Raw genomic sequence first — 25,469 nt, 5'->3', positions numbered from 1 at the left:
AAGTAATACCTCATATTGAAAAAGTCTTAACAAACTTTCAATGGTGGATTGTTTATCTTTTTTTGAGCCATTGCTATCTAAATTAATGAACTTTGAAATAGTCCTCCACCTAAACTATAGCTCATAGTAGCTATAACATAATTAAAGACTGAAATATTAAAACTTATAAATAAAAGTAAGGCGAAAGCAAATAGCATAAACGGTAAAGCATAAATTAGTATTATTTTATTACCACTTGAATTTATGATTTTTGGGGCAAAGACATTTAACTGTTTCTTATTTATTATTTAAGGGTTGTTCTTCCTAATCATATAACTAAAAATTACTGATAGTAAATATATCATACTGATGCTTAATGAATAACAAAATAGGCTTTAAGCCTTGTATTTGTTAGTTTTGATGTGTTTTAAAGGATTTAAAAGAATGTTACTGTTTATTGAATTGGTGCCGTGGGCGGGACTTGAACCCGCATGCTCTTAGAGCACTACCCCCTCAAGATAGCGTGTCTACCAATTTCACCACCACGGCGCCGCTTTTTATTCTGGAATATCTGATGTAGGATTAATATTCTGTGGTTGAATAACTGGGTCAGCAGTTGGAATTACTTCTCCATTATTACCGCTAGTACTTTCAGTATTTTGTTGCGTAGTCGCTGGAGCACTATCTCCAATATTTTTGAACTCATCACTTGAAGTTGTGTTTTTTGAGCTGCCAAGATTTGATAAAATAATGCTTAACACAAAAAATAACACACCAAGTATTGTTGTTGTGCGAGTTAGAAAATTGCCACTTCCTGATGAACCAAATAAAGTTGCAGAAGCGCCTGCACCAAAAGATGAGCCCATGTCGGCACCTTTACCGCGCTGAATTAGCACTAAAACGATTATCGCAAGTGCGATAAATAAATAACCTATAATTAAAAGTTCGTACATTTCAACCTGTCAATTTTTATGTTATAGAACAGAATTTATTGATGCGAAATATTAGCGAAAGAGTGAGCAACAAGCAAGTATATTTTATTATTTTCTGTATTTATCATAATCAATTGTACGTTTTTAAGGGAAAAATCAGTATAATGTCGCCATTTTTATTCTTGGCAAATGCAGTTGTATGAAATTTATAGTTAAACTTTTCCCCGAAATTACCATCAAAAGTGAGTCCGTTCGTTTACGTTTTATTAAAATTCTTACTAGTAATATTCGTAATATTTTAAAGAATGCTATTAATGATGTGGCAGTTATTCGTCATTGGGATTTTATTGAGGTTCGCCCTAAAGTTGAAAATAGTGAAAATCAAATATTAGAACTATTAACAAGAATTCCAGGTATCCATCATATTTTAGTAGTTGAACAACTTACTTTTACTGATTTACATGATATTTATGAAAAAGCGTTTAATCATTATGCGCCTTTAATTGAGAATAAAACATTTTGTGTAAGAGTTAAACGACGAGGTAAACACGAATTTACCTCAATTGAGGTAGAACGTTATGTCGGTGGTGGTTTTAATCAACATGTTGCTACTGCTAAAGTCAAATTAACGCGTCCAGATATTACGGTTAATCTTGAAATTGATAAAGATAAACTTCTACTAGTTAAAGAACGGCATGCCGGAATAGGTGGTTTTCCAACCGGAACACAAGAAGATGTCATTTCTCTTATTTCTGGTGGATTTGATTCTGGTGTTTCTAGCTATATGCTGATCAGACGAGGCTGTCGAGTCCATTATTGCTTTTTTAATTTAGGTGGCAAAACCCATGAAATTGGCGTGAAACAGATGGCTCATTATTTGTGGGATAGATTTGGAAGCTCTCATAAGGTTCGTTTTATTGCCATTGACTTTTCAGATGTTGTTGGCGAGATTTTAGAAAAAATTGATGATGGCCAGATGGGGGTTATCTTAAAACGAATGATGATTCGTGCAGCCTCTAAAGTTGCACAGCGTTATAATGTTGAAGCTCTGGTTACAGGCGAAGCGTTAGGTCAAGTATCAAGTCAAACCTTAACTAATTTGCGTTTAATCGATAATGTCAGTGATACATTAATTTTACGCCCACTTATCACCCATGACAAAGAAACGATAATTAATCTAGCTCGTCAGATAGGTACTGAAGATATTGCTAAGACTATGCCTGAATTTTGTGGTGTCATATCGAAAAGTCCAACAGTAAAAGCAGTTAAAGAAAAAATAGAGATTGAAGAGCAAAATTTTGATTTTTCTATTTTAGATAAGGCTGTTGCAGAAGCTGAAAATATTGATATTCGTGAAATAGCTAAACAAACTAATAATACTATTACTCAGGTTGATACCGTTACAACATTAGAAGATAATCACGTTATCATTGATATTCGGGCGCCAGAAGAGCAAGAGGAGCATCCACTGGAAATCGAAAATGTTGAAGTTAAGCTTATACCATTTTATAAATTGGCAACTCAATTTGGTGATTTAGATCAATCAAAGCAATATTTACTTTATTGTGCTAAAGGAGTAATAAGTAAACTACAAGCGCTTTATTTAATCGAGCAAGGTTTTAACAATGTTAAAGTATTTAAACTGTGAATCTTAACAATTATTTACGATATTTTTCTCATATATCTATATAATATTTCCTAAAATATAAAATCTAGTTATCGTCTATTTAATAGATATAAAAACTAAGGATTTTATTACTTATTGAGGATTATAATGAGCAAATTACTTGTAGTTGATGATGATCTAGAAATTGCTTCGTTGTTATGTGAATTATTAGAATTGGAAGGATTTACCGTTGAAGTTGCAAATAATGGTATTGAAGCGTTAGAAAAGTTTGATGATTCCATCGATCTGGTTTTACTTGATATTATGATGCCAGAAATGAATGGATTAAGTGTTTTGTCTTCATTAAGAAGTAAATTCACCGTTCCTGTTATCTTCTTAACAGCTAAGGATAGCGAACTCGATAAAATCAATGGACTTGAACTTGGCGCTGATGACTATATTCTTAAACCTTTCAATGATAGAGAATTGATTGCTCGAATTAACGCTTTATTGCGTAGAGCTAGATGGGATACAGTTGGTAATGAAAGTAATGAAAAACCATTACAATACACTATTGATAAACTTGTGGTGAATACTAAGCAGCAATCTGTTTATTTTGATGACAAATACATCGAATTAACTGGCACAGAATTTCAAGTATTACTTAAATTACTTGAAAATAAAGGGGTGACAATTTCAAGAGATACTCTTAGTGAAACGGTGTTGGGAAAAGAATTTATCCCATTAGCACGTTCAATTGACGTTCATGTCTCTAATTTACGTAAAAAACTTCCACCTCGAAGTGATGGTTTACCATGGATTAAAACCTTGCGTTCAAAAGGATATCTATTTGTTGTAGATCAAAATGATAATTTGTTGCAAAATTAGCTTTTTTCAATATGGTAAGAATCTATGTGGATTTTTGATCGTCTGACAATTAGAATTTTCACAATATTCTTACTTACTATCGCTTTTTTCCTTGCGCTTGTAATGGTATTACCCGAACTCGACTCACGTAATTTAACTTATTTGGCGAATAAAGATAAAGAGAGTGGTAAAGTTCTTGCAAGCCAGATTGAAAAGGATCTCGCTAAGATACCGAAAGATAGTTTTCGCTGGTGGATGAGATTTATCGTAGTAATGGATAATTATCAAAAAACTGGTCAAGTCCTATTTATTGTTACACCTAATCAGCAAATTATTACTGCGGATACTAAAAATATTGATTTAGTAAAAAGCTTTAGTGAAAAATCGCATGATGTTGATGATCCAGCTAAGAAAATTTATGATAACCAAGAAATTATCGGTCCTTTCCTTATTCATTATGCTAATGATGAATATCAACTGTTTTTGTTACAGCCTGCATCAGATATTCAATCTCAATTTGTTAATTTGATTTTTGATCATCCTTTCTTACTTTTGACATTAACCATGTTAGCCAGTTCACCATTTTTGTTGTGGTTATCTTGGAGTATTGCTAAACCAGCAAGAGGGTTAAGATTGGCCGCAGAACAGGTTGCAAATGGTAATTTACAACAGTGGCCTGAGCTTGAAAAAGTTGGTTCTTATGAATATAAAGCCACAGGAGCAAGTTTTAACCATATGCTCAGAGAATTGAAACGGCTGCAAGATCTACAGCAACGGCTGTTTTCTGATATTTCCCATGAATTACGTACTCCATTGACCCGATTGCAATTGGCAACTTCGTTATTGCGCCGTAAGCAAGGTGAAAGCAATGAGGTTTTGCGGATAAATAATGAAGCTTTAAAGCTTGATTCGATGATAGGTGACTTATTGTCCTTAGCAAGGAATCAACATGATAATAATGAAGTTCGTGAATTTAAACCATTAGATATATTATTTAAAAATGTATTGGATAATGCGGTTTTTGAAGCCAATCAAATAGCAAAACAATTTTCTATACAAAATTTTCCTTCTAACCATACAATTTTGTGCTATCCAGAGGCGCTATGTAGTGCGCTTGAAAATGTGATAAGAAATGCATTTCGTTATTCAAATCAAAAGATTGTGGTGAATTTCACTATTCAACAACAAAAAGTGACTATTACTATTGATGATGATGGTCCAGGCGTTGCCGATAATGAGCTTGAGCAAATTTTTAGACCATTTTATCGTACTAATGAAGCTCGAGACCGAGAGTCGGGTGGTACTGGGTTAGGATTAGCTATTGTGGCGAATGCTATTACTCGAGATAATGGCACAGTTAAAGCTGAGAAAAGTCAGTTAGGTGGGCTGAAAATTGTGATAGTATTACCACTTCAAAAATATTAATTGTTAAGAGAAATTATTGTGTTGAATGCGCCTTTAAATATTGTGTTGTTTGAACCTGAAATTCCGGCTAATACGGGTAATATTATTCGTTTATGTGCTAATACTGGTTTTAATTTACATATTATCGAACCAATGGGATTTTTTTGGGACGATAAAAAACTAAGGCGAGCAGGACTTGATTATCAAGAATTTGTTGATGTAAAACGTTATAAAAATATTGATCATTTTTTAGAGGCAAATCAGCTTGATTTGGCTTCACAAGTTTATGCTTTAACCACAAAAGGCCAAAAACCACATAGTGAAGTTAATTATAAACAAGCAGATTTTTTAATGTTTGGCCCTGAAACTCGAGGTTTACCAAATCGCATTCTTGATGAGCTACCACAAGATAGAAAAATTAGAATTCCAATGGTCGCCAATAGTCGCAGTATGAATTTATCTAATTCTGTTGCTGTAGTTGTTTATGAATCATGGCGACAACTAAATTATATTGGTGCTAAATAAACTAAAATTCTTAATTTATATATTGTTAGTTTATTGGCATTCGCTGGTTTGATTGAGTGCTGGATAGGTAATTGTCGAAAAGCTGTGCCTCATTATTGAAATAAAAACCCCTTTCCTCAAAATAAATATTAACTTTCTTACTTAGTAAATAAAAAAGAGGTCATATTGACCTCTTTTTTAAAAATAGCATTTATATCTCGTTGATGTTATTTAACACGTGAAACATATTCACCAGAACGAGTATCAACTTTAAGTACTTCACCAATTTGTACAAATAATGGAACACGTACTACAGCACCAGTTGATAGTGTCGCTGGTTTACCACCAGTCCCTGCTGTATCACCTTTTAGACCTGGGTCGGTTTCAATAACCTCTAGTTCCACAAAGTTTGGTGGCGTTACCGCAATTGGTTGACCATTCCATAAAGTTAAAATACATTCAGCTTGATCAACTAACCATTTAGCATTGTCACCTACAGCTTTAGCATCAGCAGAAAGTTGCTCAAATGTATCGTTATTCATGAAATGCCAAAATTCACCATCAGTATATAAATAGGTTAAATTCATATCAACAACATCAGCGGCTTCAACAGATTCACCTGATTTGAATGTTTTATCAACAGTCTTACCGGAAAGTAATTTTTTTATTTTTACGCGGTTAATTGCTTGTCCTTTTCCTGGTTTATAAAATTCATTTTCAACAATTACACACGGTTCGCCATCTTGCATTATTTTAAGACCGGCTTTAAACTCATTAGTACTAAAAGATGCCATAAAAGCTCCAACTATCATTCTGAATTACAAAAATGAGCCACATTATACAGCAAAATATTGAACAACCAAATAAAGAAGAGTGGATTTTTGAACTTGCTAATGTCGTTACCGATATCAAAAAGCTTTATCGTTGTTTGAATTTAGATCCTGAGACGATTTCTTTGCCTATGGTGCAAGCGAGAAAGCAATTCCCGCTTAGGGTTCCTATGGCTTTCATAAATCGGATGAAAAAAGGTGATAGTCTAGATCCATTGTTGTTACAAGTTCTTTGTGATGAAAAAGAATTAATTAATGTAGCGGGTTTTAGTGAAGATCCTTTAGAAGAGCAGAATAATACCATTCCGGGATTACTACATAAATATCATAATCGTGCATTATTAATGACTAAAACTGCATGTGCGATTAATTGTCGATATTGTTTTAGACGACATTTTCCTTATCACGATAATCAAGGCACTAAAAAAAATCTTGGTGCAGCATTGGAGTATATTGCAAGTCATCCAGAACTGGATGAAATTATCCTTTCAGGTGGTGATCCGTTAATGGCTAAGGATCACGAAATGGCTTTTTTAATAACCGAATTAGAGAAAATACCTCATATCAAGCGTTTACGTATTCATAGCCGTTTAGCTGTGGTGATACCTAATCGTATTACTAGCGAACTGTGTCGGTTATTTGCTAAAACCAGGTTACAAATTGTATTAGTTTCTCATATTAATCATCCAAATGAAATTGATGATAATGTTACTAATGCTATCAAGCGTTTAAAGGAACATCGGGTAACGGTTTTGAATCAAAGTGTGTTATTGAAAAAAGTTAATGATGATGCTGATGTATTAGCCTGTTTAAGTAATAAATTATTTTCAATAGGCATTTTACCTTATTACATCCATTTATTGGATAAAGTGCAAGGAGCTGCTCATTTTTTAGTGGATGATGACAATGCTAAGCAAATTATGAGACAACTTGCGAAAAATGTATCGGGTTATCTTGTGCCAAAATTAGCTCGTGAAATCGGTGGTGAAAAAAGTAAGCGAGTCATAGCGATTAATGATTAATAAGGGCGATATATTCATTTAATACAGTCCTTACAATTTATGTATCAAAATCTCATTGACGAAAAATAAAATAGCCTCTATAATTCGGGCCTCTTTAATTAATGCTGTGGAGTTTATACTCTACAACTTGTTGATAAATTAGATTTGGATATAAATCGTCATGAAACGCACATTTCAACCATCAGTATTAAAACGTAATAGAACTCACGGTTTCCGTGCTCGTATGGCTACTAAAAACGGTCGTCAAGTTCTTGCTCGTCGTCGCGCTAAAGGCCGTGTTCGTTTAAGCGTTGCTAGCTAATTTAAAGTTGAGTGACTAAACTCACTTTTCCTCGGGAGTTACGTTTGTTAACTCCCTTCGATTTTAATCGCGTCTTTCAAGAATCTATTCGTGCAGGTTCGCCTTTTCTTACTTTAGTTACACGGAAAAATGATCTGGCTCATGCTAGATTAGGTTTTGCTATAGCTAAAAAACAGGTTAAACGAGCACACGAGCGTAATCGAATTAAACGATTAGCTAAAGAATATTTTCGTCACCATCAACATCAGTTTCCTAATATCGATTTTATTTTGATGGCTAAACAGCCTGTTATACAATTGAATAATCAACAATTAGTTGAGACATTAGACAAACTATGTCAACAAATCATCAAAAAACAAAGAAACTGAATAAATTAATATTGATATTTAAACAGCATATTTATGCATTTAAATATTTGATTATTAATATTTTTGTTTTTGTCATTAAAATATACCAGCGTATTATTAGTCCTTTATTAGGGCCTAAATGTCGCTTTACTCCATCTTGTTCTCAATATGCTGTAATTGCATTAAGACGCTTTGGATTAATAAAAGGTAGTTGGCTAACTGTCAAACGTGTATTAAAATGTCACCCTTTACATGAAGGAGGTGAAGATTTTGTACCTCCTAAAACTAAAACCGATAGAGAAAAACACTAATGGGATCTCAACGTAATATTTTAGTCATTGCTTTACTTTTCGTCTCTTTCCTGCTTTGGAAAGCATGGGAAGAAGATCATGCACCAAAACCGCCAGTTGCTAATCAATTGACGCAACAAATAGGTGAAGATTCACCAGCGGATTTCGCACAAGGTAAAACAATCACGATAAAATCTGATGTATTGTCATTAACGGTTAATACCTATGGTGGCGATGTACAAGCTGCACAATTGTTAAAATATGAGCAGTCTCTTCATTCTGGTACGCCTTTCCAATTATTAACATCTAAACCTGACTTTATTTATATTGCTGAAAGTGGCTTAACAGGTAAAGATGGTCCAGATAATGCAATTCAAGGAAGTAAACGTCCAGTATATCAAACTGCTCAATCTGAATATGTTTTAGCTGATGGTGTAGATGAGTTGAAAGTTCCATTAACGTATCAAGTTAATGGAGTAACTTATACTAAATATTATATTTTACATCGTGGCAAATATGCTATTGATGTTCAGTATGATATTGATAACCAAAGCCAAAATCCTTTAGAAGTATCGATGTATGGTCAGTTAAAACAAACTATTGATTTACCAGATGATGCTGTTACCGAAGGTGGTGGCGGATTAGGATTAAGTGCGTTCCGTGGTACTGCTTATTCCAGTGCTGATACTAATTATAGTAAATATAGCTTTGGTGATATCAAAGATAAGGCTTTATCTGTTGAAACTAATGTTGGTTGGGTTGCTATGTTGCAACACTATTTCGCTTCTGCTTGGATCCCGGTGCAGGATCAAAACAACCTATTTTATTCACGTGCTACGGCTAAAAATTCCCAAGCTACGATTGGTTTTAAAGGTGAAACAGCCGTTATTCAACCAGGTAAAACTCAATCAGTTAGTGCGAAACTATGGTTAGGTCCTGAAATCCAAAGTCAGTTAAAAGAAACCGCTAATCATCTTGATTTAATAGTTGATTATGGTTGGTTATGGTTCTTATCGCAGCCACTGTTCTATTTATTGAAATTTATTCAAAGCTTTATAGGTAATTGGGGCTTTTCAATTATTGTTATCACCTTTATTGTGCGTGGTATTTTATTCCCACTAACACGAGCACAATATCGTTCAATGGCTAAAATGAAGTTATTACAACCTCGTTTACAAGCATTAAAAGAACGTTATGGTGATGATAGACAAAAAATGAGTATGGAAACAATGGCTCTTTATCGACAAGAAAAAGTTAATCCTCTTGGCGGTTGTTTACCATTGTTGATTCAAATGCCGATCTTCTTATCACTGTTTTATATGTTAGGTAATACAGTAGAGTTACGTCATGCTCCATTTGCTCTTTGGATTTATGACTTATCAGCGCAAGACCCATATTATATTTTACCGTTATTAATGGGTGGTACCATGTTCTTAATTCAGAAGATGTCACCAACACCGGTTACCGATCCATTACAGCAAAAATTAATGACATATATGCCATTAATCTTTACGGTGTTCTTCTTATGGTTCCCATCAGGTTTAGTTTTATACTATATTGTAAGTAACTTATTTACGATTGCTCAGCAACGTATAATTTACTGGGAACTTGAGAAAAAAGGTCTTCATGAGAAGAAAAAGAAATAGCTTGATGGAAAGGAGGAGTAATATCCTCCTTTTTAATATTTAATTTTTGGTGTTGATGTTATGGATATACAAAAACAATATAATTTAATCGGTAACGAAAAAGGCTACTGGTTTGTGAGTAAAAATGGTCGTCTATGGTTACCTAATGGCGAAGTTCCCAACGGTAGCGCCAGTGAATTAGGATTTACCAATAAACTCGCTCAACCTATTGGTGAATGGAATGGACAAACTGCGTGGTTAATTTGTCAAGAAATGAGTAGTTCCATGGGCTCGATTAGACCTTTACTTAGTGGAGGTGATCAGTCTTTGTTTAATATGGCTGGTAGAGCGGTACAATTGTCTGAGTTTTATCGGTCTCATAAATATTGTGGCTACTGCGGTCATGAGATGTATATTAGTCAAACAGAATGGTGTTGTCTATGTGATCATTGTCATCAACGTTATTATCCACAAATTTCACCATCCATTATTGTCGCTATTCGGAATAAAAATAAAATTTTATTGGCAAAACATGTAAGGCATAATCAAGATAATTTATATACTGTATTAGCGGGTTTTACTGAAATTGGTGAAACAATGGAAACGACAGTGGCCAGAGAGGTCTATGAAGAGTCAAAAATAAAAATTAAAAATATTCGTTATGTCGGTTCGCAATCTTGGCCATTTCCTAATTCTATGATGATGGCTTATTTAGCAGATTATGATAGTGGTGAGATTACTATCGATAAAAATGAGTTAGTGGAAGCTGATTGGTACCATTATTCTCAATTACCAAAAATACCTGAATATGGCACGATAGCAAGGCGTTTAATTGAGGATACAATTATACTTTGTCGTGAATATGATGAGTTTGGTGAAAACTGATCATATTCACTTTATTTAATAAGTTATAGATACTCAATGGTTCTGGTTAAATTAATTTTACTTGAACCATTCCCCGTTGTTTCACAAACAGCTTTGGTCCAGTCATTATTTTGGTTATATTCAGAATAACTACAAGTTTCAGTAGATTCTAATTCTTGTTCATTTTTATCATTAATGATGACTTCACCTTTAGCAGACAATTTAAAGGTACGAGTAATCGTTTTTTCTAATTGTTTGTCTGCATTATAAATAACATCTTTTTCTCTTACTAAAACGGGTAATTGTTTTTTATCATCCATTTTTACATAAGCGTTATATAAGACTTGTTCGACCAGATCATTTTCATAAATAATCTTACTGGTAAAATTAATATTATTATCAGCGAAGTTAGATAAAGTGGTTTCAACTAAACGGCCTTGCTCGTCAAATTCATTAATAGCAACAATTTCATCATTACTATTTTTCATACCAATGATATTTTTCGATTCATCGAAAGTAATGTCATAACTGTTTCTGGTATCTTTCATACCATAAATGTATTTAGCTGTATCATAATTTATTTCGCCATATAATCCTTCCAAGTCATAATCTTTAACATAACCTTGATCGTTATAATTAATAGACTTTTTGTCCGAACTTTGAATTGTTTGCTGTTTAATGAGTTTCTTATTAGGTAATAACTCAGGTTCGGTATGAAATAGATAGCTATTGGTTACTTGTGTTGGTAAATGTGATTTATTTTCACTACTAGAATTTATTGTATTGTCTTCATTTTTGTTTGTTGTACTGGTCGTTTTATCAGTTTGCGTATCAGTATTAACTTCGTTATTTTGATTAGTCGATGGAGTTGCATCAGATGATGATTGGCTGTCTTTTTTATCATCACACCCAGTTAATAAGAGGATACTTAATAAGAAAAGATAGATATAATTTTTCATAATATTGGCTTCTTAATGTTATTGGTTAAAATTTTATTTATATCTAATAGCGATATTAATATTTCGATTCATCAGTTTATTCTAGCTATGGCAATAATATTTATATTATTGAATAGTTACTTGATCATCATATCAGACAAATCTTCACTCTCATCACCTAATTTGTAATTTTTAGTGCCAGAATAAGTAACTTAATATATTTTATCCATAAATTAAGATTTTGTAATTGATTTAGTTTAATATTTATTAAAAAATTAAAATATTAATGATGTTATTAATTATGGAAAAGCTTGATTGAGCTAATTTGGGATATTTTTTTATCTAAAGAGATTCGATTTTGCTTTAAAAAGTTGTGCTTATTCTTCCGTGGTTAATCATATCAATTCACTATAATTAGTAAATTGATATGATATATATAATGCAGCTATTACTGGTTATTAAGCCATTGAGCTACTTGCTTAGCAAAATAAGTTAACACGCCATCGGCACCTGCTCGTTTGAAACAGAGTAGAGATTCCATGATAGTAGACTTTTCATCTAACCAACCGTTTTCGATTGCAGCCATCAACATTGCATATTCTCCTGATACTTGATAGGCAAATGTAGGTACTGCAAAGGTTTCTTTTACTCGGCGAACGATATCTAGATAGGGCATACCAGGTTTTACCATGACCATATCTGCGCCTTCACTTAAATCTTGATAAATTTCTTGTAAGGCTTCATTGCTATTTGCTGGATCAAGTTGATAAGTTTTTTTATTGCCACCTTTGATATTATTGGCTGAACCAACTGCATCACGGAAAGGTCCATAAAAGCTAGATGCATATTTTGCCGAGTAAGCCATAATTTGGCTATTAACAAAATTATGTGATTCTAGCTCTTTACGTATTGCGCCAATTCGGCCATCCATCATATCACTTGGTGCAATAATATCTGCTCCAGCATCTGCTTGTATTAGTGCTTGTTTTTTTAAAGCTTCGACAGATATATCATTGAGAACATAACCGTTGTCATCAATAATGCCATCTTGGCCGTGTGTCGTATAAGGATCGAGAGCCACATCGGTTAAAATTCCGAGTTCTGGTATTTCTTTTTTTAATGCTCGAATTGCTTTAGGTACTAAACCTCTTTCATTATAAGCTTCTTCGGCTAATAGTGATTTTAGGGAGGGCTCAATAGCAGGAAACAATGAAAGTACCGGTATACCTAATTTAGCAACTTGTTCAGCTTCTTTCACCAATATATCAATACTCATCCGTTTTACATTCGGCATTGATGACACGGGTTGGCTGATATTGTTACCCTCAACGATAAATACTGGATAAATAAGATCATTAACCGTCAAATGGTTTTCAGCTACCAGACGACGACTAAAATCTTGTGCACGGTTTCGACGTAAACGTTTTTGTGGATATTGACCAGTAAAGAAAGACGACATAAAACACCTATATATCTTTAATTAAACTATTTTATTATCTGACTCAAAAAGTAGATTAGCAAATTAATTTATCATATAGTAATTATACGATATTTTACTTTACAACCCATATCAATTAGGAGTAAAATTGCGCACTAATTTTAGTCCTTTGTGATATTAAACAAATTTGAGGTGAGAGGCACATGCCAGTAATTAAAGTACGTGAAAATGAACCTTTCGATGTAGCATTACGTCGTTTTAAACGTTCTTGCGAAAAAGCAGGAGTATTAGCTGAAGTTCGTAATCGTGAATTTTACGAAAAACCAACAACTATTCGTAAACGCGCAAAAGCAGCTGCTGTTAAACGCCATGCTAAGAAATTAGAAAGAGAAAACGCTCGTCGCACTCGTCTATATTAATTTTTATACTGAAAATTTAAATTGTTTTAAAAAAACAATTCATTTATATCTAGAATATAAACAATTTTAACAAGCCGTATTATTATTACGGCTTGTTGTCTTTTCATAATGCCATAATTGGTTGAATTTTATCATGAAAGGTCTTATTCCTCGCGATTTTATTTTAGATTTGCTTGCCCGCACAAGTATTCTTGATGTGATAGGTAAGCGCGTTAAAATGAAAAAAAAGGGAAATAATTATTTCGGTTGTTGTCCTTTTCATGATGAAAAAACTGCTTCTTTTTCATTAAATGAAAAAAAACAAATTTACTACTGCTTTGGATGTGGTGCATCAGGCTCTGCTGTAAATTTTTTAATGCAGTATGAACGATTAACCTTTCCTGAAGCCATTGAAGAAATTGCTAGTATGCAAGGCATTCGTGTTCCTTACACGGAAGATGATAGTAATCAAGCTGACCAATCAAAGCAAATTGAATCACGTAATTTGCGTCGTGATCTCTACTCCTTGATGGCAAAAATCACCGATTTCTACCAACAACAACTAGCATTATCAACTTCAAAAGATGCTCATATGTATCTTGAGCAACGTGGTTTAAATCAAGAAATTATAACTAGGTATAAAATAGGTTATGCTCCTAATGAGTGGCGTTTAACTTCACAAAATGTAGTAAAAACTAAAGCTGAAACGAAATTATATAATCAAGCTGGCATGTTAGTTACCAATGATAGTGGTAATCAATATGATCGTTTCCGTGGTCGTATAATGTTTCCAATTCGCGATAGACAAGGTAATGTCATTGCTTTTGGTGGTAGAACGATTATCAATGATTCAGCTAAATATATTAATTCACCCGAAACACCTATTTTTCATAAAGGTTTCCAATTGTATGGTCTTTATGAAGCGCAAGAGGTTAATCGAAATCCTGAACAGCTGATTGTGGTTGAAGGGTATATGGATGTCGTTTCACTGGCCCAATACGGTATTGATTATGCAGTTGCTGCATTGGGTACATCAACCTCTGAAGAACATATTAAATTATTATTTAGAGCAACTGATTCTGTCATATTTTGTTATGATGGTGATAATGCAGGGCGAAGTGCTGCTTGGCGAGCACTGAACGTATTACTACCTTGTTTGATTGATGGTAAACAAATTACTTTCGCTTTTTTACCACAAGATGAAGATCCTGACAGTTACGTACGTAAAGTCGGTAAAGATGGTTTTGAAGATTATGTAAAAAATGCACCTAATCTCTCCGAATTTTTGTTTGATGAATTATTAAAACAAGTTGATCTAAAAACCGCTGAAGGTAAAGCTAAATTGAGTTCACTGGCCATACCTTTGCTTGAGCAGGTCAAAGCAAAAGCATTTAGACTTAATTTGCTTCAGGAATTAGGTCGTTATTTAGGCCTACTTGATATATCACAAATAGAACAACTGATTGCCACAGATCAAAACAAAGGTGAAAATAAACCTATTGAACCAGTATCTGCACCGCAGATGAAATTAACTACCATGCGAATTTTGATTGGTTTATTACTGCAATATCCTGATATGGCTAAAATGGTTTCAGATATTAATGTTATGCGACAAGTTAATTTAGCTGGCATAGATATATTTATTGAGCTACTTGAATTATGCCAACAATACCCAAATATAACTACAGCGCAGATATTAACAGAGTGTATCAGTCGACCATTTTATAAACAGCTAAGTCGTTTAGCTACATGGGAGTACCATTACCAAGATGATGAAATAGAGTCAATTTTTTCTCATACTTTAAAAGAGTTATATGATAATATACTCGCCCAAAGGCAAGATGAACTGATCGCAAAAGAGAGAGTCTCCGGATTAAGTACCGCAGAGAAAAAAGAATTAGCGACATTAATACTTGTTTTATCAAAAAAAGACTAAATATACAGGGTATATGTAGAAAATTATTTTCTATTCTACATATATAATATACATGACCGAATAACTAAATGTGGATACCTTTATGGAGCAAAATTCTCAATCACAGTTAAAACTCCTGATCATCCGAGGAAAGGAGCTAGGATACCTGACCTATGCTGATGTCAATGATCACTTGCCGGAAGAAATCATTGATTCAGATCAGATTGAAGATATTATCCAAATGATCAATGATATGGGCATTCAAGTACTTGAAGAAGCCCCAGATTCAGATGAATTATTACTTTCCGATAATGTTCCGGATGAAGAGGCCGTTGAAGCAGCTACAGCATTAGTTTTATCTAATGTAGAATCAGAAATAGGTAGAACGACAGATCCTGTCCGTATGTATATGCGGGAAATGGGTGCCGTTGAATTACTAACCCGTGAAGGCGAAATTGATATTGCCAAACGTATTGAAGATGGTATTAATCAAGTTCAAACCTCTGTATCTGAATATCCAGAAGCGATTACATATCTTTTAGAACAATACAATTTAGTGGAAAGTGGTGAAGTTCGCTTATCTGATCTTATCACCGGTTTTGTTGATCCTAATGCTGAAGAATCAACCGAAGAGCTTCCAGAAGAGTTGGAAGAGAGTGAAGCTGAAATTGATATTGATGATAGCGATGATGAAAGTGAGGAAGATGGCGATTCTTCTGCTGATGATGATGTTTCAATTGATCCAGAAGTGGCAAGAGCGAAATTTTCTGAACTTAAAGAACAACATGATAAAACCTCAGCTGCAATAAAAAAATATGGCCGAGCCCATAAAAAAGCACAACAAGAAATTGAAAATTTATCTGAAGTTTTCAAACAATTCAGATTAGTAGGTAAACAATTTGATATTCTTGTTAATAACATGAGAAGCATGATGGATCGCGTAAGAGCACATGAACGTGTCATTATGAAGATCTGTGTTGAGCAGTGCAAAATGCCGAAAAAACAATTTATGACGCATTTTAGTGGTAACGAAAATAACATGAGTTGGTATAAAAAAGCCGTTACTGGTAAAGGCGCTTTTGCTGCTAATTTAATGGAATTTGAAGCGCCAATTGAGGCTGAAATTAATTGTTTACAACAAATAGAAACGGAAACTAATCTTTCTATTGAGCAAATTAAAGATATTAATAGACGAATGTCTATTGGTGAGGCAAAAGCTCGACGAGCAAAGAAAGAGATGGTAGAGGCCAACTTACGTTTGGTAATTTCAATAGCGAAAAAATATACCAACCGTGGCTTGCAGTTCTTAGATCTTATTCAAGAAGGTAATATTGGCCTGATGAAGGCTGTTGACAAGTTCGAATATCGCCGAGGATATAAATTCTCTACATATGCGACTTGGTGGATTCGACAAGCAATTACACGTTCAATTGCTGACCAAGCAAGAACAATACGTATACCAGTGCATATGATTGAAACAATCAATAAGCTAAATCGAATTTCACGTCAGATGTTACAAGAAATTGGTCGTGAACCAACGCCAGAAGAACTATCTGAACGCATGCAAATGCCTGAAGAAAAAATTCGTAAGGTATTGAAAATTGCTAAAGAGCCTATTTCAATGGAAACACCAGTAGGTGATGATGAAGATTCACATTTAGGTGATTTTATTGAGGATACAGCTCTTGAGCAACCATTAGATGCCGCTACATCTGAAAGTCTGCGTAGTGCAACACGTGATATTTTATCTGGCTTAACACCGCGCGAAGCGAAAGTATTACGCATGCGATTCGGTATTGATATGAATACTGACCACACTCTTGAAGAAGTTGGTAAACAATTTGATGTAACGCGTGAACGTATTCGTCAGATTGAGGCTAAAGCATTACGTAAATTACGTCATCCAAGCCGATCTGATGTACTACGAAGCTTCCTAGAATAACAGCATAACTTTAGATATATCGCCACTTTTGTGGCGATTTTTTTAACTAATCAAACTAATATCATGAATATACTTCAACGTTTTAAAATTGATTCATTCTTGCTGATTTTGATTTGTGTTGTGATGACGGCAAGTATTTTTCCATGTGAAGGACAAGCTAAGGTTGTTTTTGAGGATCTCACCACTTTTGCTATTGGCCTATTATTTTTTATGCATGGAGCAAAATTGTCATTTGATGCAATAGTTATTGGTATAAAAAATTGGCGATTGCATTTATTGATATTTATTATTACTTTCGTGGTTTTCCCTATTCTAGGGATGATGATGCAACTACTTGTACCAACATTTTTATCTGAAGATCTTTATCTAGGTTTTGTTTACCTTTGTGTTTTACCCGCTACGGTCCAGTCTGCAATTGCTTTTACATCAATAGCAAAAGGTAATGTAGCTGCAGCAATTTGTAGCGCATCGGCATCGACATTATTAGGTGTATTTATTACTCCTGTATTAGTCGGCCTATTAATGCATACTCAAGCGGCTGACTCGATGAATATTTTAGATGCTATAGAATCTATTATGCTTAAACTAATGTTACCTTTTGTGGTTGGTCATTTATCTAGACGTTTTATTGGCAAATGGGTGGATAAATATAAAAGTGTTATTTCAAAAACTGATCGTATATCAATATTATTAGTTGTTTATGTTGCTTTTAGTGATGCGGTAGTCAATGGTATTTGGGCTAAAGTTAGTTTGTTATCTCTTTTAGAAATTATTTTTTATTCGATAATTTTGTTAACCATCGTATTATTAATTACTACTTATAGCTCGCGATTATTCGGTTTTAGCAAAGAAGATGAAATCACAATTGTATTTTGTGGCTCTAAAAAAAGCCTCGCAAGTGGTATTCCTATGGCTAGTGTAATTTTCCCTATGTCTATAACTGGAATAATTATTTTGCCGTTAATGATTTTTCATCAAGTTCAATTAATGATCTGTGCTGTATTAGCTTCCCATTATGCGAAACGAAAAATGTAAAAATTGTTTTGCTCATTATGGTATTCTCAAGGATAATAGAGCCGCTATTAACAACAGAAAGATATATTATGTTTCATCTATTTGCTGATTTAGACTTTTCAACCATTATATTACTAGTTTTAGCACTATTTTTTGTTCTTTTTTACGAGGCAATTAATGGCTTTCATGATACCGCAAATGCAGTTGCGACAGTAATATATACTAGAGCATTAAAAGAACAGCTTGCTGTTTTTATGGCTGGCATGTTTAACTTTTTTGGGGTATTGCTTGGTGGACTTAGTGTTGCTTATGCAATTGTGCATCTTTTACCAACTGATTTATTATTGAATGTAAGTTCTGCACATGGTCTGGCAATGGTATTTTCGATTTTATTTGCCGCTATTATATGGAACTTAGGTACATGGTATGTAGGTATACCAGCATCAAGCTCACATACTTTAATTGGTGCAATTATTGGTGTAGCATTGGCTAATGCATTTATTATGGATACTTCTATTATTGATGCACTTAATATTCCTAAAATGATCCAAATCTTTTTATCATTAATCATTTCGCCTGTTGTTGGTCTTGTGATAGCTGGATTAATGATTTTTTTACTGCGAAAATATTGGACTCGTAAAGGTCAAAGTAAAAAACGTAGTAAAAAAAGAGAGCGTATTTTTATGACGCCAGAACAACGCGAAAAACTCTATGGTAAGAAAAAACCACCATTTTGGATTCGTATAATGTTGATCATTTCTGCTGCTGGGGTAAGTTTTTCTCATGGCGCTAATGATGGACAAAAAGGTATTGGTTTATTAATGTTAGTATTGATGGGAATTGCGCCTGCTGGCTTTATTGTAAATATGGGAGCATCAACCTATGAAATTACTAATACTAGAAATGCCATTCATAATATTGAAGAATATTTTATTACTCATAATGATGAACTTAATACTGTAATAGGAAAACAGTCTGCTGCAGATACTTCTATTCCTGTAAATGATTTAAATCAATATCATTGTGATTACTCTCGTTCGTTTACTACATTAGGGATTGCTAATAATTTGTTTAATAAAATGAATGATTATGGTTCTCTTAACGTAGATCAACGCTCTCAGGCTAGACGTATTTTATTATGTTTATCCGATACGGTATCTCATGTTGCTAAACAACCAAATGTACCTGCAGAAGATAAGCAATACTTAAAATCGTTAAATAATGATTTATTAAAAACTGTAGAGTACGCGCCAGTTTGGATTATTATCGGCGTAGCTTCAGCGCTTGCTGTAGGTACTATGATAGGTTGGCGACGGGTTGCAGTAACCATTGGTGAAAAAATCGGTAAAAAAGGGATGACTTATGCTCAAGGTGTCTCTGCACAAATTACGACTGCGTTATCAATCGGTATAGCCAGTTATACTGGTATGCCTGTATCAACAACCCAAGTTCTTTCCTCATCTGTCGCTGGCACGATGATTGTTGATGGTGGTGGGGTACAAAGTAAAACAATTAAAAATATTGCTTTAACTTGGATTCTTACTTTGCCAATTTCAATTTTGTTATCTGGGTCACTATTTTGGCTTGCTCAAAAATTAATTTAGTAGTAAAAAGGAAGTATAAATTCTAATTTAATTAGAGCGTCAAAAATAGGAAGGAGTGAATATTATGGCTTATAAACATATTTTAGTCGCAGTGGATTTATCACCAGAAAGTGAAGTTCTTGTTGAAAAAGCAGTCTCTATGGCTAGACCATATAATGCTCAAATATCACTAATTCATGTTGGTATCAACTATTCAGACCTTTATACTGGTTTAGTTGATATTAATATGAATGATATGAAAGATCGTATCACTGAAGATGCCCATATTGCATTGAATAAACTTGCTGATGATGCCGGTTATCCAATTGCACATACTCTTTCTGGCAATGGTGAATTCGGCCAAGTATTAATTGAAGCTATCCATGAATATGGCGCAGATCTGGTTGTTTGTGGTCATCATCAAGATTTCTGGAGTAAATTAATGTCTTCTGCTCGACAATTGATTAATAATACCCATATTGATACGTTGATTGTTCCTTTGAAAGATGAAGAGCCTTCCGAAGAACCAGCTAAATGAAATATTCGATGTCAACCCGCTACGTAGCGGGTTTTTTTATATTTAATGCAGAATAATTTATCATTTATTTCAATATTATAAAGGTAAATTCAGACAATTATCATGAGTAAAGGGGATTGAATATGAATATCGCTTTAGTTACTGGGGCTTCTTCTGGTTTTGGTCAAGCTATTTGTCGAAAGCTTATTGCTGACGGTTATAAAGTAATAGGTGCAGCTAGACGGAGTGATAAATTACAGAAACTTGCTGATCAGTTGGGGGATAATTTTTTACCTTTAACGTTTGATGTCACCAAAAAAGATGCAGTCGAAACTATTTTGTTGCAACTACCAAAAGAATTTCAACCAATTGATATATTAATCAATAATGCTGGATTGGCATTGGGATTAGAACCTGCTTATGAGGCGAATTGTAATGATTGGGAAACCATGATTCAAACAAATATTATTGGCTTAATTCACCTAACACATCAAATTTTACCGAGTATGGTTGAACGTAATTATGGTTACATAATAAATCTTGGATCGGTGGCGGGTACTTATGCTTATAAAGGTGGTAATGTTTATGGTGCCTCTAAGGCATTTGTTAAGCAATTTAGTGCTAATTTACGGACAGATTTACTGGGTAAAAGAATCAGAGTAACAAATATTGAACCAGGATTATGTGGTGGAACAGAATTTTCAAATATACGATTCCATGGTAATGATGAACAAGCTGCGACAGTTTATAAAGATGTTGATTATGTTACTCCTGAGGATATTGCTAATACGGTGTCATGGTTAGTAAATACACCTAATCATTTTAATGTGAATTCAATTGAAATTATGCCAGTAGCCCAAGCTTCGGCAGGATTATCTGTTTGTAAGCAAGTTTAACATTTAACAAAACTTACATTGATATATATCAATGCGTTAAACAAAAAATAATAAAAAAATAGAATTGAAAATCAAAATAGACTTGCACTTATGTTAATGGATTGCTATTCTTTTCGCTTGTGATTTTGATTGAGGTTTTAGCAATGACATTTTCAGACGTAACAAAAACATTTGCGACAAGCTTACCTGGTACCGATTCGTATGTAAAATTACGTAAGGCTATGAGGACTTTAATTCAAGATGATCCAAAAAATGCATCAGTTTATTTTTTGATCTTTGGATTTGCGCGTACTTATGTCATGTTATATGAAGATCAGGAAGTTTCGCCACAATTTGCTGAAGATAATCAAAAACTAATGTTATCGTATCTCAATATACTTGATGAAGCATTAAAAAAACAGGATGCAGAAAGTATCTACCAAGCTTTAAATAAGGTAGTGAATGAATACGAAAACAGCAAAAAAGTTTTTTAATTTTTACAGCCTGACATGAAAATGTCGGGCTGTTTTGTTTAGGGATTTTTTAGGAAAAATAATGAAAACTGTGATGATGATGATTTCAGGTATTATTGGCACCACCGGCACTATTATTAATTATAGGGCGGGTTGATTTTTCCTTAAAAAATATCGAAAAACCCGCCCTAAAAGGCGGGTTTTTTGTTTTATAAAATAAAAAATATTCAAAAACATTAATAAAAGAAAAAAAGAATTCAAAATATTGATTTTATAAGTGATTTAAAAAAATTGCATTTTGAATTGTCATTGGCATAAATTAGAAAAATAAGTAAGGTGTGATATGAAAGTTTTAAAATTTGGAGGAACATCTGTTGCTAACGCAGAACGCTTTTTGCGTGTAGCAGAGATTATTGAGAATAATGCTAAACAAGAACAAACAGCAACAGTTTTATCTGCACCAGCTAAAATTACCAATCATTTAGTCGCAATGGTTGAAAAAACTGTAGCACGGCAAGATATACAAACAAATATTTATGATGCAGAAAAAATATTTGCGGATCTCTTAGCAGGAATATCACAAGCATTGCCTAATTTTGCCTATGAAGAGATGAAAAAATTTGCACTCAATGAGTTAAATAATGTCAAACAATTGTTAGAAGGTATTTGGTTATTAGGTCAATGTCCTGACAGTATTAATGCCACTATCATTTGCCGAGGTGAAAAACTTTCAATTGCAATCATGCAAGAGGTGCTAAAAGCAAAAGGTCATGCAGTGACCGTAATTAATCCGGTAGCAATGTTAATTGCCGAAGGTGATTATTTAGAATCAACGGTTGATATTGTTGAATCATCTCATCGCATCAGCGAGATGCGTATTCCACCAGAAAATATTATTTTGATGCCAGGTTTTACTGCTGGAAATGAAAAAGGTGAATTAGTTGTTCTTGGTCGTAATGGTTCTGATTATTCGGCATCAGTTTTAGCAGCATGTTTACGTGCAAATAGCTGTGAAATTTGGACCGATGTTGATGGAGTTTATACTTGTGATCCTAGAATTGTACCTGATGCCAAATTACTAAAAACCATGTCTTATCAAGAAGCAATGGAGTTATCTTACTTTGGTGCTAAAGTGCTTCATCCAAGAACAATTTTGCCAATTGCCCAATTCCAAATTCCATGCTTAATTAAAAATACCAATAATCCAGATGCTCCGGGGACTTTAATTGGTGCAAATGTTGTGGATAGTTCAACTCCAGTAAAAGGTATAACCAATTTAAATAATATGGCGATGATTAATGTATCAGGGCCAGGATTAAAAGGTATGGTTGGTATGTCTGCTCGAGTATTTTCTGCTATGACTTATGCAGGGATTTCGGTAGTACTGATTACCCAATCATCATCTGAATATAGTATTAGTTTTTGTGTTCCTCAAACTGAACTATATCGTGCTGAAGAAGCATTAAGTGATGAATTTTATTTAGAATTAAAAGATGGCTTACTTGAACCTATCGAAGTGATTGACAAATTGGCAATTATTTCTGTTGTTGGTGATGGTATGCGTACGTTACGTGGTTTATCTGCTAACTTCTTTACTGCATTAGCTCGAGCCAATATTAACATCGTGGCAATTGCACAAGGTTCATCAGAGCGTTCAATTTCGGTTGTGGTTGATAATGATGTTGCTGTAATGGGGGTACGTGTAACGCACCAAATGCTTTTTGGTACAGATAAAATGCTAGATGTGTTTATTATTGGTGTTGGTGGTGTTGGTGGTGCATTGGTTGATCAAATTGGTCGCCAACAAAAATGGCTCAAAAATAAACAGATAGATTTACGGGTTTGTGGTTTATTCAATTCCAAACATTCTATACTTAATCGTGATGGTATTGATTTAGCTAATTGGCGTGATCAAATAAAACAAAGTGATACAGATTATACTTTAAATAGTATTATTGAATTTGCTAAAAACAATCGATTACTTAATCCAATCTTAGTTGACTGCACTTCAAGTAGTGACGTATCAGATAAATATGTTGATTTCCTTGCTAATGGCTTCCATGTGGTTACACCAAATAAGAAAGCTAATACAAGTTCAATGGCTTATTACCTTCGCTTACGGCAAGAAGCGGCCAATAGTAAGCGTAAGTTTCAATATGATACCAATGTTGGTGCTGGTTTACCTGTAATAGAAAATTTACAAAATCTGCTTAATGCAGGTGATGAACTGATCAAGTTTTCCGGCATATTATCTGGATCGTTATCTTTTATTTTTGGTAAATTAGATGAAGGTATGTCATTATCAGAAGCGACTAAATTGGCGAAAGAAAAAGGCTTTACCGAACCAGATCCTCGTGATGACTTATCTGGGACCGATGTAGCTAGAAAATTATTGATTTTAGCTAGAGAAGCAGGATTACAACTGGAATTAGATCAAATTAAAGTTGAATCTGTTCTTCCTGCGGAATATTCTCAAGGTAATATTGATGAGTTTATGTCAAAACTGCCACAACTAGATGCTGAATTTAAAGAAAAATCGGAAAAAGCATCCAAAGATGGGAAAGTATTACGGTATGTAGGTAGTATTGATGATGGTCAATGTAGCGTCAAAATAGAAGCTGTTGATGCAGATGATCCACTTTATAAAGTTAAAAATGGTGAAAATGCGTTAGCATTTTATACTAGGTATTATCAACCAATTCCATTAGTATTACGTGGATATGGCGCTGGTAATGATGTAACTGCAGCAGGTGTTTTTGCTGATATTTTACGAACCACATCGGGAAAAATTGGAGGCTAAATGAGTCATAAATCATTAACTGTTTATGCTCCTGCATCAATGGCAAACATTAGTGTTGGTTTTGATATTTTGGGGGCGGCAATCAATCCAATTAGTGGTGCAATGTTAGGTGACTGTATTACTATTGAGTCTGCAACTGAGTTTAACCTTACTTGCAAAGGGCAGTTTGTCAAAAAACTGCCAAAAGATCCCAAGTTCAATATTGTTTATCAATGTTGGCAGCGTTTCTGTAAGGCTATGAATAAAACATTACCTGTGAGTATAACTCTTGAAAAAAATATGCCAATTGGTTCTGGTTTAGGCTCAAGCGCTTGTTCAGTAGTTGGTGCTTTTGTTGCATTAAATAAGTTTTTTAATGAACCATTTAATGAGTTTGAAATGCTTTTGATGATGGGAGAGCTAGAAGGGCGTATATCTGGTAGTGTACATTATGATAATGTAGCACCTTGTTATTTAGGTGGTATGCAACTTATTTTAGATGAAATGGGTGTTATCAGTGAGTCGATTCCTCACTTTGAAAATTGGTATTGGGTAATGGTCTATCCTGGTATTAAAGTTTCTACAGCAGAAGCCAGAGCTATTTTGCCTGCTCAATACCAAAAAGCTGATTGTGTTGCTCATGGTCGCTATGTCGGTGGTTTTTTACATGCTTGCTATACTAAACAACCTAAACTTGCTGCGGCAATGTTAATTGATAATATTGCTGAACCTTATCGTAAACAATTGCTACCTAATTTTGACGAAACACAAAAGAAAGTAAAACAACTTGGCGCATTAGCTTCAGGGATATCAGGATCTGGACCGACGATGTTTGTTGTGGCGGATAATCTTGAAACGGCACAGCAGATAGAGTCATTATTAAAAAGCTCTTATCTACAAAATGAAGATGGTTTTACCCATATTTGTAAAATAGATCCACAAGGTGCAAGAGTGATTTAAGTTAATTGTTATTAAATTGGACAATAAGATTAAATCAAAAAGAAAACAATTAAAGTATAAAATAGT

Annotated in this window: 24 protein-coding genes and 1 tRNA gene; 20 read left to right on the top strand and 5 right to left on the bottom strand. The window is 33.9% G+C overall.

Features of this window, described 5'->3' with window-relative positions:
- Positions 1-442: 442 nt before the first annotated feature.
- Both H3T54_RS03665 and secG read right to left on the bottom strand, forming a co-directional pair.
- A tRNA-Leu gene (locus tag H3T54_RS03665) sits at positions 443-528 on the bottom strand.
- An 8-nt stretch (positions 529-536) separates the two neighbouring features.
- Complete coding sequence (gene secG, locus H3T54_RS03660; RefSeq protein WP_065651629.1) at positions 537-932, bottom strand: preprotein translocase subunit SecG; 396 nt, start codon at positions 930-932, stop codon at positions 537-539.
- A 178-nt stretch (positions 933-1,110) separates the two neighbouring features.
- Between secG and thiI the strand changes: the two genes are divergently transcribed.
- The 4 genes from thiI (at position 1,111) to trmL (ending at position 5,313) form a co-directional block, all read left to right on the top strand.
- Entirely contained in the window at positions 1,111-2,559 is a 1,449-nt protein-coding gene (thiI, locus tag H3T54_RS03655) for a tRNA uracil 4-sulfurtransferase ThiI (protein WP_198223311.1), read from the top strand.
- A 126-nt stretch (positions 2,560-2,685) separates the two neighbouring features.
- Entirely contained in the window at positions 2,686-3,405 is a 720-nt protein-coding gene (locus H3T54_RS03650) for a response regulator (protein WP_110447158.1), read from the top strand.
- A gap of 30 nt (positions 3,406-3,435) precedes the next feature.
- Positions 3,436-4,809 carry an envelope stress sensor histidine kinase CpxA gene (gene cpxA, locus H3T54_RS03645; RefSeq protein WP_198221143.1) on the top strand — a complete coding sequence of 458 codons (1,374 nt, stop codon included), beginning with the start codon at positions 3,436-3,438 and terminating at the stop codon, positions 4,807-4,809.
- A 21-nt stretch (positions 4,810-4,830) separates the two neighbouring features.
- Positions 4,831-5,313: a tRNA (uridine(34)/cytosine(34)/5-carboxymethylaminomethyluridine(34)-2'-O)-methyltransferase TrmL gene (gene trmL, locus H3T54_RS03640; RefSeq protein ID WP_110448020.1), complete on the top strand. Its 483-nt coding sequence runs from the start codon at positions 4,831-4,833 to the stop codon at positions 5,311-5,313.
- Positions 5,314-5,519: 206 nt separating this feature from the next.
- Here trmL and efp read toward each other — a convergent pair whose 3' ends face one another.
- Positions 5,520-6,086 carry an elongation factor P gene (efp, locus tag H3T54_RS03635; RefSeq protein WP_034901106.1) on the bottom strand — a complete coding sequence of 189 codons (567 nt, stop codon included), beginning with the start codon at positions 6,084-6,086 and terminating at the stop codon, positions 5,520-5,522.
- A gap of 32 nt (positions 6,087-6,118) precedes the next feature.
- Here efp and epmB point away from each other — a divergent pair, with 32 nt between their 5' ends.
- From epmB to nudC, 6 genes are all read left to right on the top strand, one after another.
- A complete protein-coding gene (gene epmB, locus H3T54_RS03630) occupies positions 6,119-7,144 on the top strand; it encodes an EF-P beta-lysylation protein EpmB (RefSeq protein ID WP_198220964.1) in 1,026 nt (341 codons plus the stop codon).
- Positions 7,145-7,304: 160 nt separating this feature from the next.
- Positions 7,305-7,445 (top strand): 50S ribosomal protein L34, encoded by a 141-nt coding sequence (gene rpmH / locus H3T54_RS03625; protein ID WP_198220962.1) that lies wholly within the window; start codon positions 7,305-7,307, stop codon positions 7,443-7,445.
- An 11-nt stretch (positions 7,446-7,456) separates the two neighbouring features.
- Positions 7,457-7,813 (top strand): ribonuclease P protein component, encoded by a 357-nt coding sequence (gene rnpA, locus H3T54_RS03620; RefSeq protein ID WP_110447160.1) that lies wholly within the window; start codon positions 7,457-7,459, stop codon positions 7,811-7,813.
- A gap of 47 nt (positions 7,814-7,860) precedes the next feature.
- Positions 7,861-8,103: a membrane protein insertion efficiency factor YidD gene (yidD, locus tag H3T54_RS03615; protein ID WP_232350107.1), complete on the top strand. Its 243-nt coding sequence runs from the start codon at positions 7,861-7,863 to the stop codon at positions 8,101-8,103.
- Complete coding sequence (gene yidC / locus H3T54_RS03610; protein WP_198220960.1) at positions 8,103-9,728, top strand: membrane protein insertase YidC; 1,626 nt, start codon at positions 8,103-8,105, stop codon at positions 9,726-9,728. The genes yidD and yidC overlap by 1 nt, the downstream gene beginning before the upstream one ends.
- A 60-nt stretch (positions 9,729-9,788) precedes the next feature.
- A complete protein-coding gene (gene nudC, locus H3T54_RS03605; RefSeq protein ID WP_198220958.1) occupies positions 9,789-10,592 on the top strand; it encodes an NAD(+) diphosphatase in 804 nt (267 codons plus the stop codon).
- A 23-nt stretch (positions 10,593-10,615) separates the two neighbouring features.
- Here nudC and H3T54_RS03600 read toward each other — a convergent pair whose 3' ends face one another.
- Entirely contained in the window at positions 10,616-11,530 is a 915-nt protein-coding gene (locus H3T54_RS03600) for a hypothetical protein (RefSeq protein WP_198220956.1), read from the bottom strand.
- A 427-nt stretch (positions 11,531-11,957) separates the two neighbouring features.
- Positions 11,958-12,968 carry a porphobilinogen synthase gene (gene hemB, locus H3T54_RS03595; protein WP_110447165.1) on the bottom strand — a complete coding sequence of 337 codons (1,011 nt, stop codon included), beginning with the start codon at positions 12,966-12,968 and terminating at the stop codon, positions 11,958-11,960.
- A 182-nt stretch (positions 12,969-13,150) separates the two neighbouring features.
- Here hemB and rpsU point away from each other — a divergent pair, with 182 nt between their 5' ends.
- The 10 genes from rpsU (at position 13,151) to thrB (ending at position 25,403) form a co-directional block, all read left to right on the top strand.
- Positions 13,151-13,366 carry a 30S ribosomal protein S21 gene (gene rpsU / locus H3T54_RS03590; RefSeq protein ID WP_034882800.1) on the top strand — a complete coding sequence of 72 codons (216 nt, stop codon included), beginning with the start codon at positions 13,151-13,153 and terminating at the stop codon, positions 13,364-13,366.
- A 133-nt stretch (positions 13,367-13,499) separates the two neighbouring features.
- Positions 13,500-15,281, top strand: a complete 1,782-nt coding sequence (gene dnaG / locus H3T54_RS03585) for a DNA primase (protein WP_198220954.1) — start codon at positions 13,500-13,502, stop codon at positions 15,279-15,281.
- Between the two features lie 82 nt (positions 15,282-15,363).
- Entirely contained in the window at positions 15,364-17,202 is a 1,839-nt protein-coding gene (gene rpoD, locus H3T54_RS03580; RefSeq protein ID WP_110447167.1) for an RNA polymerase sigma factor RpoD, read from the top strand.
- Positions 17,203-17,265: 63 nt separating this feature from the next.
- On the top strand, positions 17,266-18,237 hold the full coding sequence (locus tag H3T54_RS03575; protein WP_110447168.1) for a bile acid:sodium symporter family protein: 972 nt from the start codon (positions 17,266-17,268) through the stop codon (positions 18,235-18,237).
- A 68-nt stretch (positions 18,238-18,305) separates the two neighbouring features.
- Positions 18,306-19,820, top strand: a complete 1,515-nt coding sequence (pitA, locus tag H3T54_RS03570; protein ID WP_086363841.1) for an inorganic phosphate transporter PitA — start codon at positions 18,306-18,308, stop codon at positions 19,818-19,820.
- Positions 19,821-19,884: 64 nt separating this feature from the next.
- A complete protein-coding gene (uspA, locus tag H3T54_RS03565; RefSeq protein ID WP_034901127.1) occupies positions 19,885-20,337 on the top strand; it encodes a universal stress protein UspA in 453 nt (150 codons plus the stop codon).
- A 122-nt stretch (positions 20,338-20,459) separates the two neighbouring features.
- Entirely contained in the window at positions 20,460-21,212 is a 753-nt protein-coding gene (locus tag H3T54_RS03560) for an SDR family oxidoreductase (protein WP_198220953.1), read from the top strand.
- Positions 21,213-21,355: 143 nt separating this feature from the next.
- Entirely contained in the window at positions 21,356-21,685 is a 330-nt protein-coding gene (locus H3T54_RS03555) for a hypothetical protein (protein WP_034901131.1), read from the top strand.
- Between the two features lie 322 nt (positions 21,686-22,007).
- Positions 22,008-24,464, top strand: coding sequence for a bifunctional aspartate kinase/homoserine dehydrogenase I (gene thrA, locus H3T54_RS03550; protein WP_198220951.1), 2,457 nt, complete (start codon positions 22,008-22,010; stop codon positions 24,462-24,464).
- Positions 24,465-25,403, top strand: a complete 939-nt coding sequence (thrB, locus tag H3T54_RS03545) for a homoserine kinase (RefSeq protein ID WP_198220949.1) — start codon at positions 24,465-24,467, stop codon at positions 25,401-25,403.
- Positions 25,404-25,469: the final 66 nt, after the last annotated feature.

Source organism: Gilliamella sp. B14384G10 (assembly GCF_016101685.1).
Taxonomy (GTDB): domain Bacteria; phylum Pseudomonadota; class Gammaproteobacteria; order Enterobacterales; family Orbaceae; genus Gilliamella; species Gilliamella apis_A.
The sequence above is the reverse complement of the archived record's forward strand: the minus strand, read 5'-3'. Positions and strand labels throughout refer to the sequence as shown.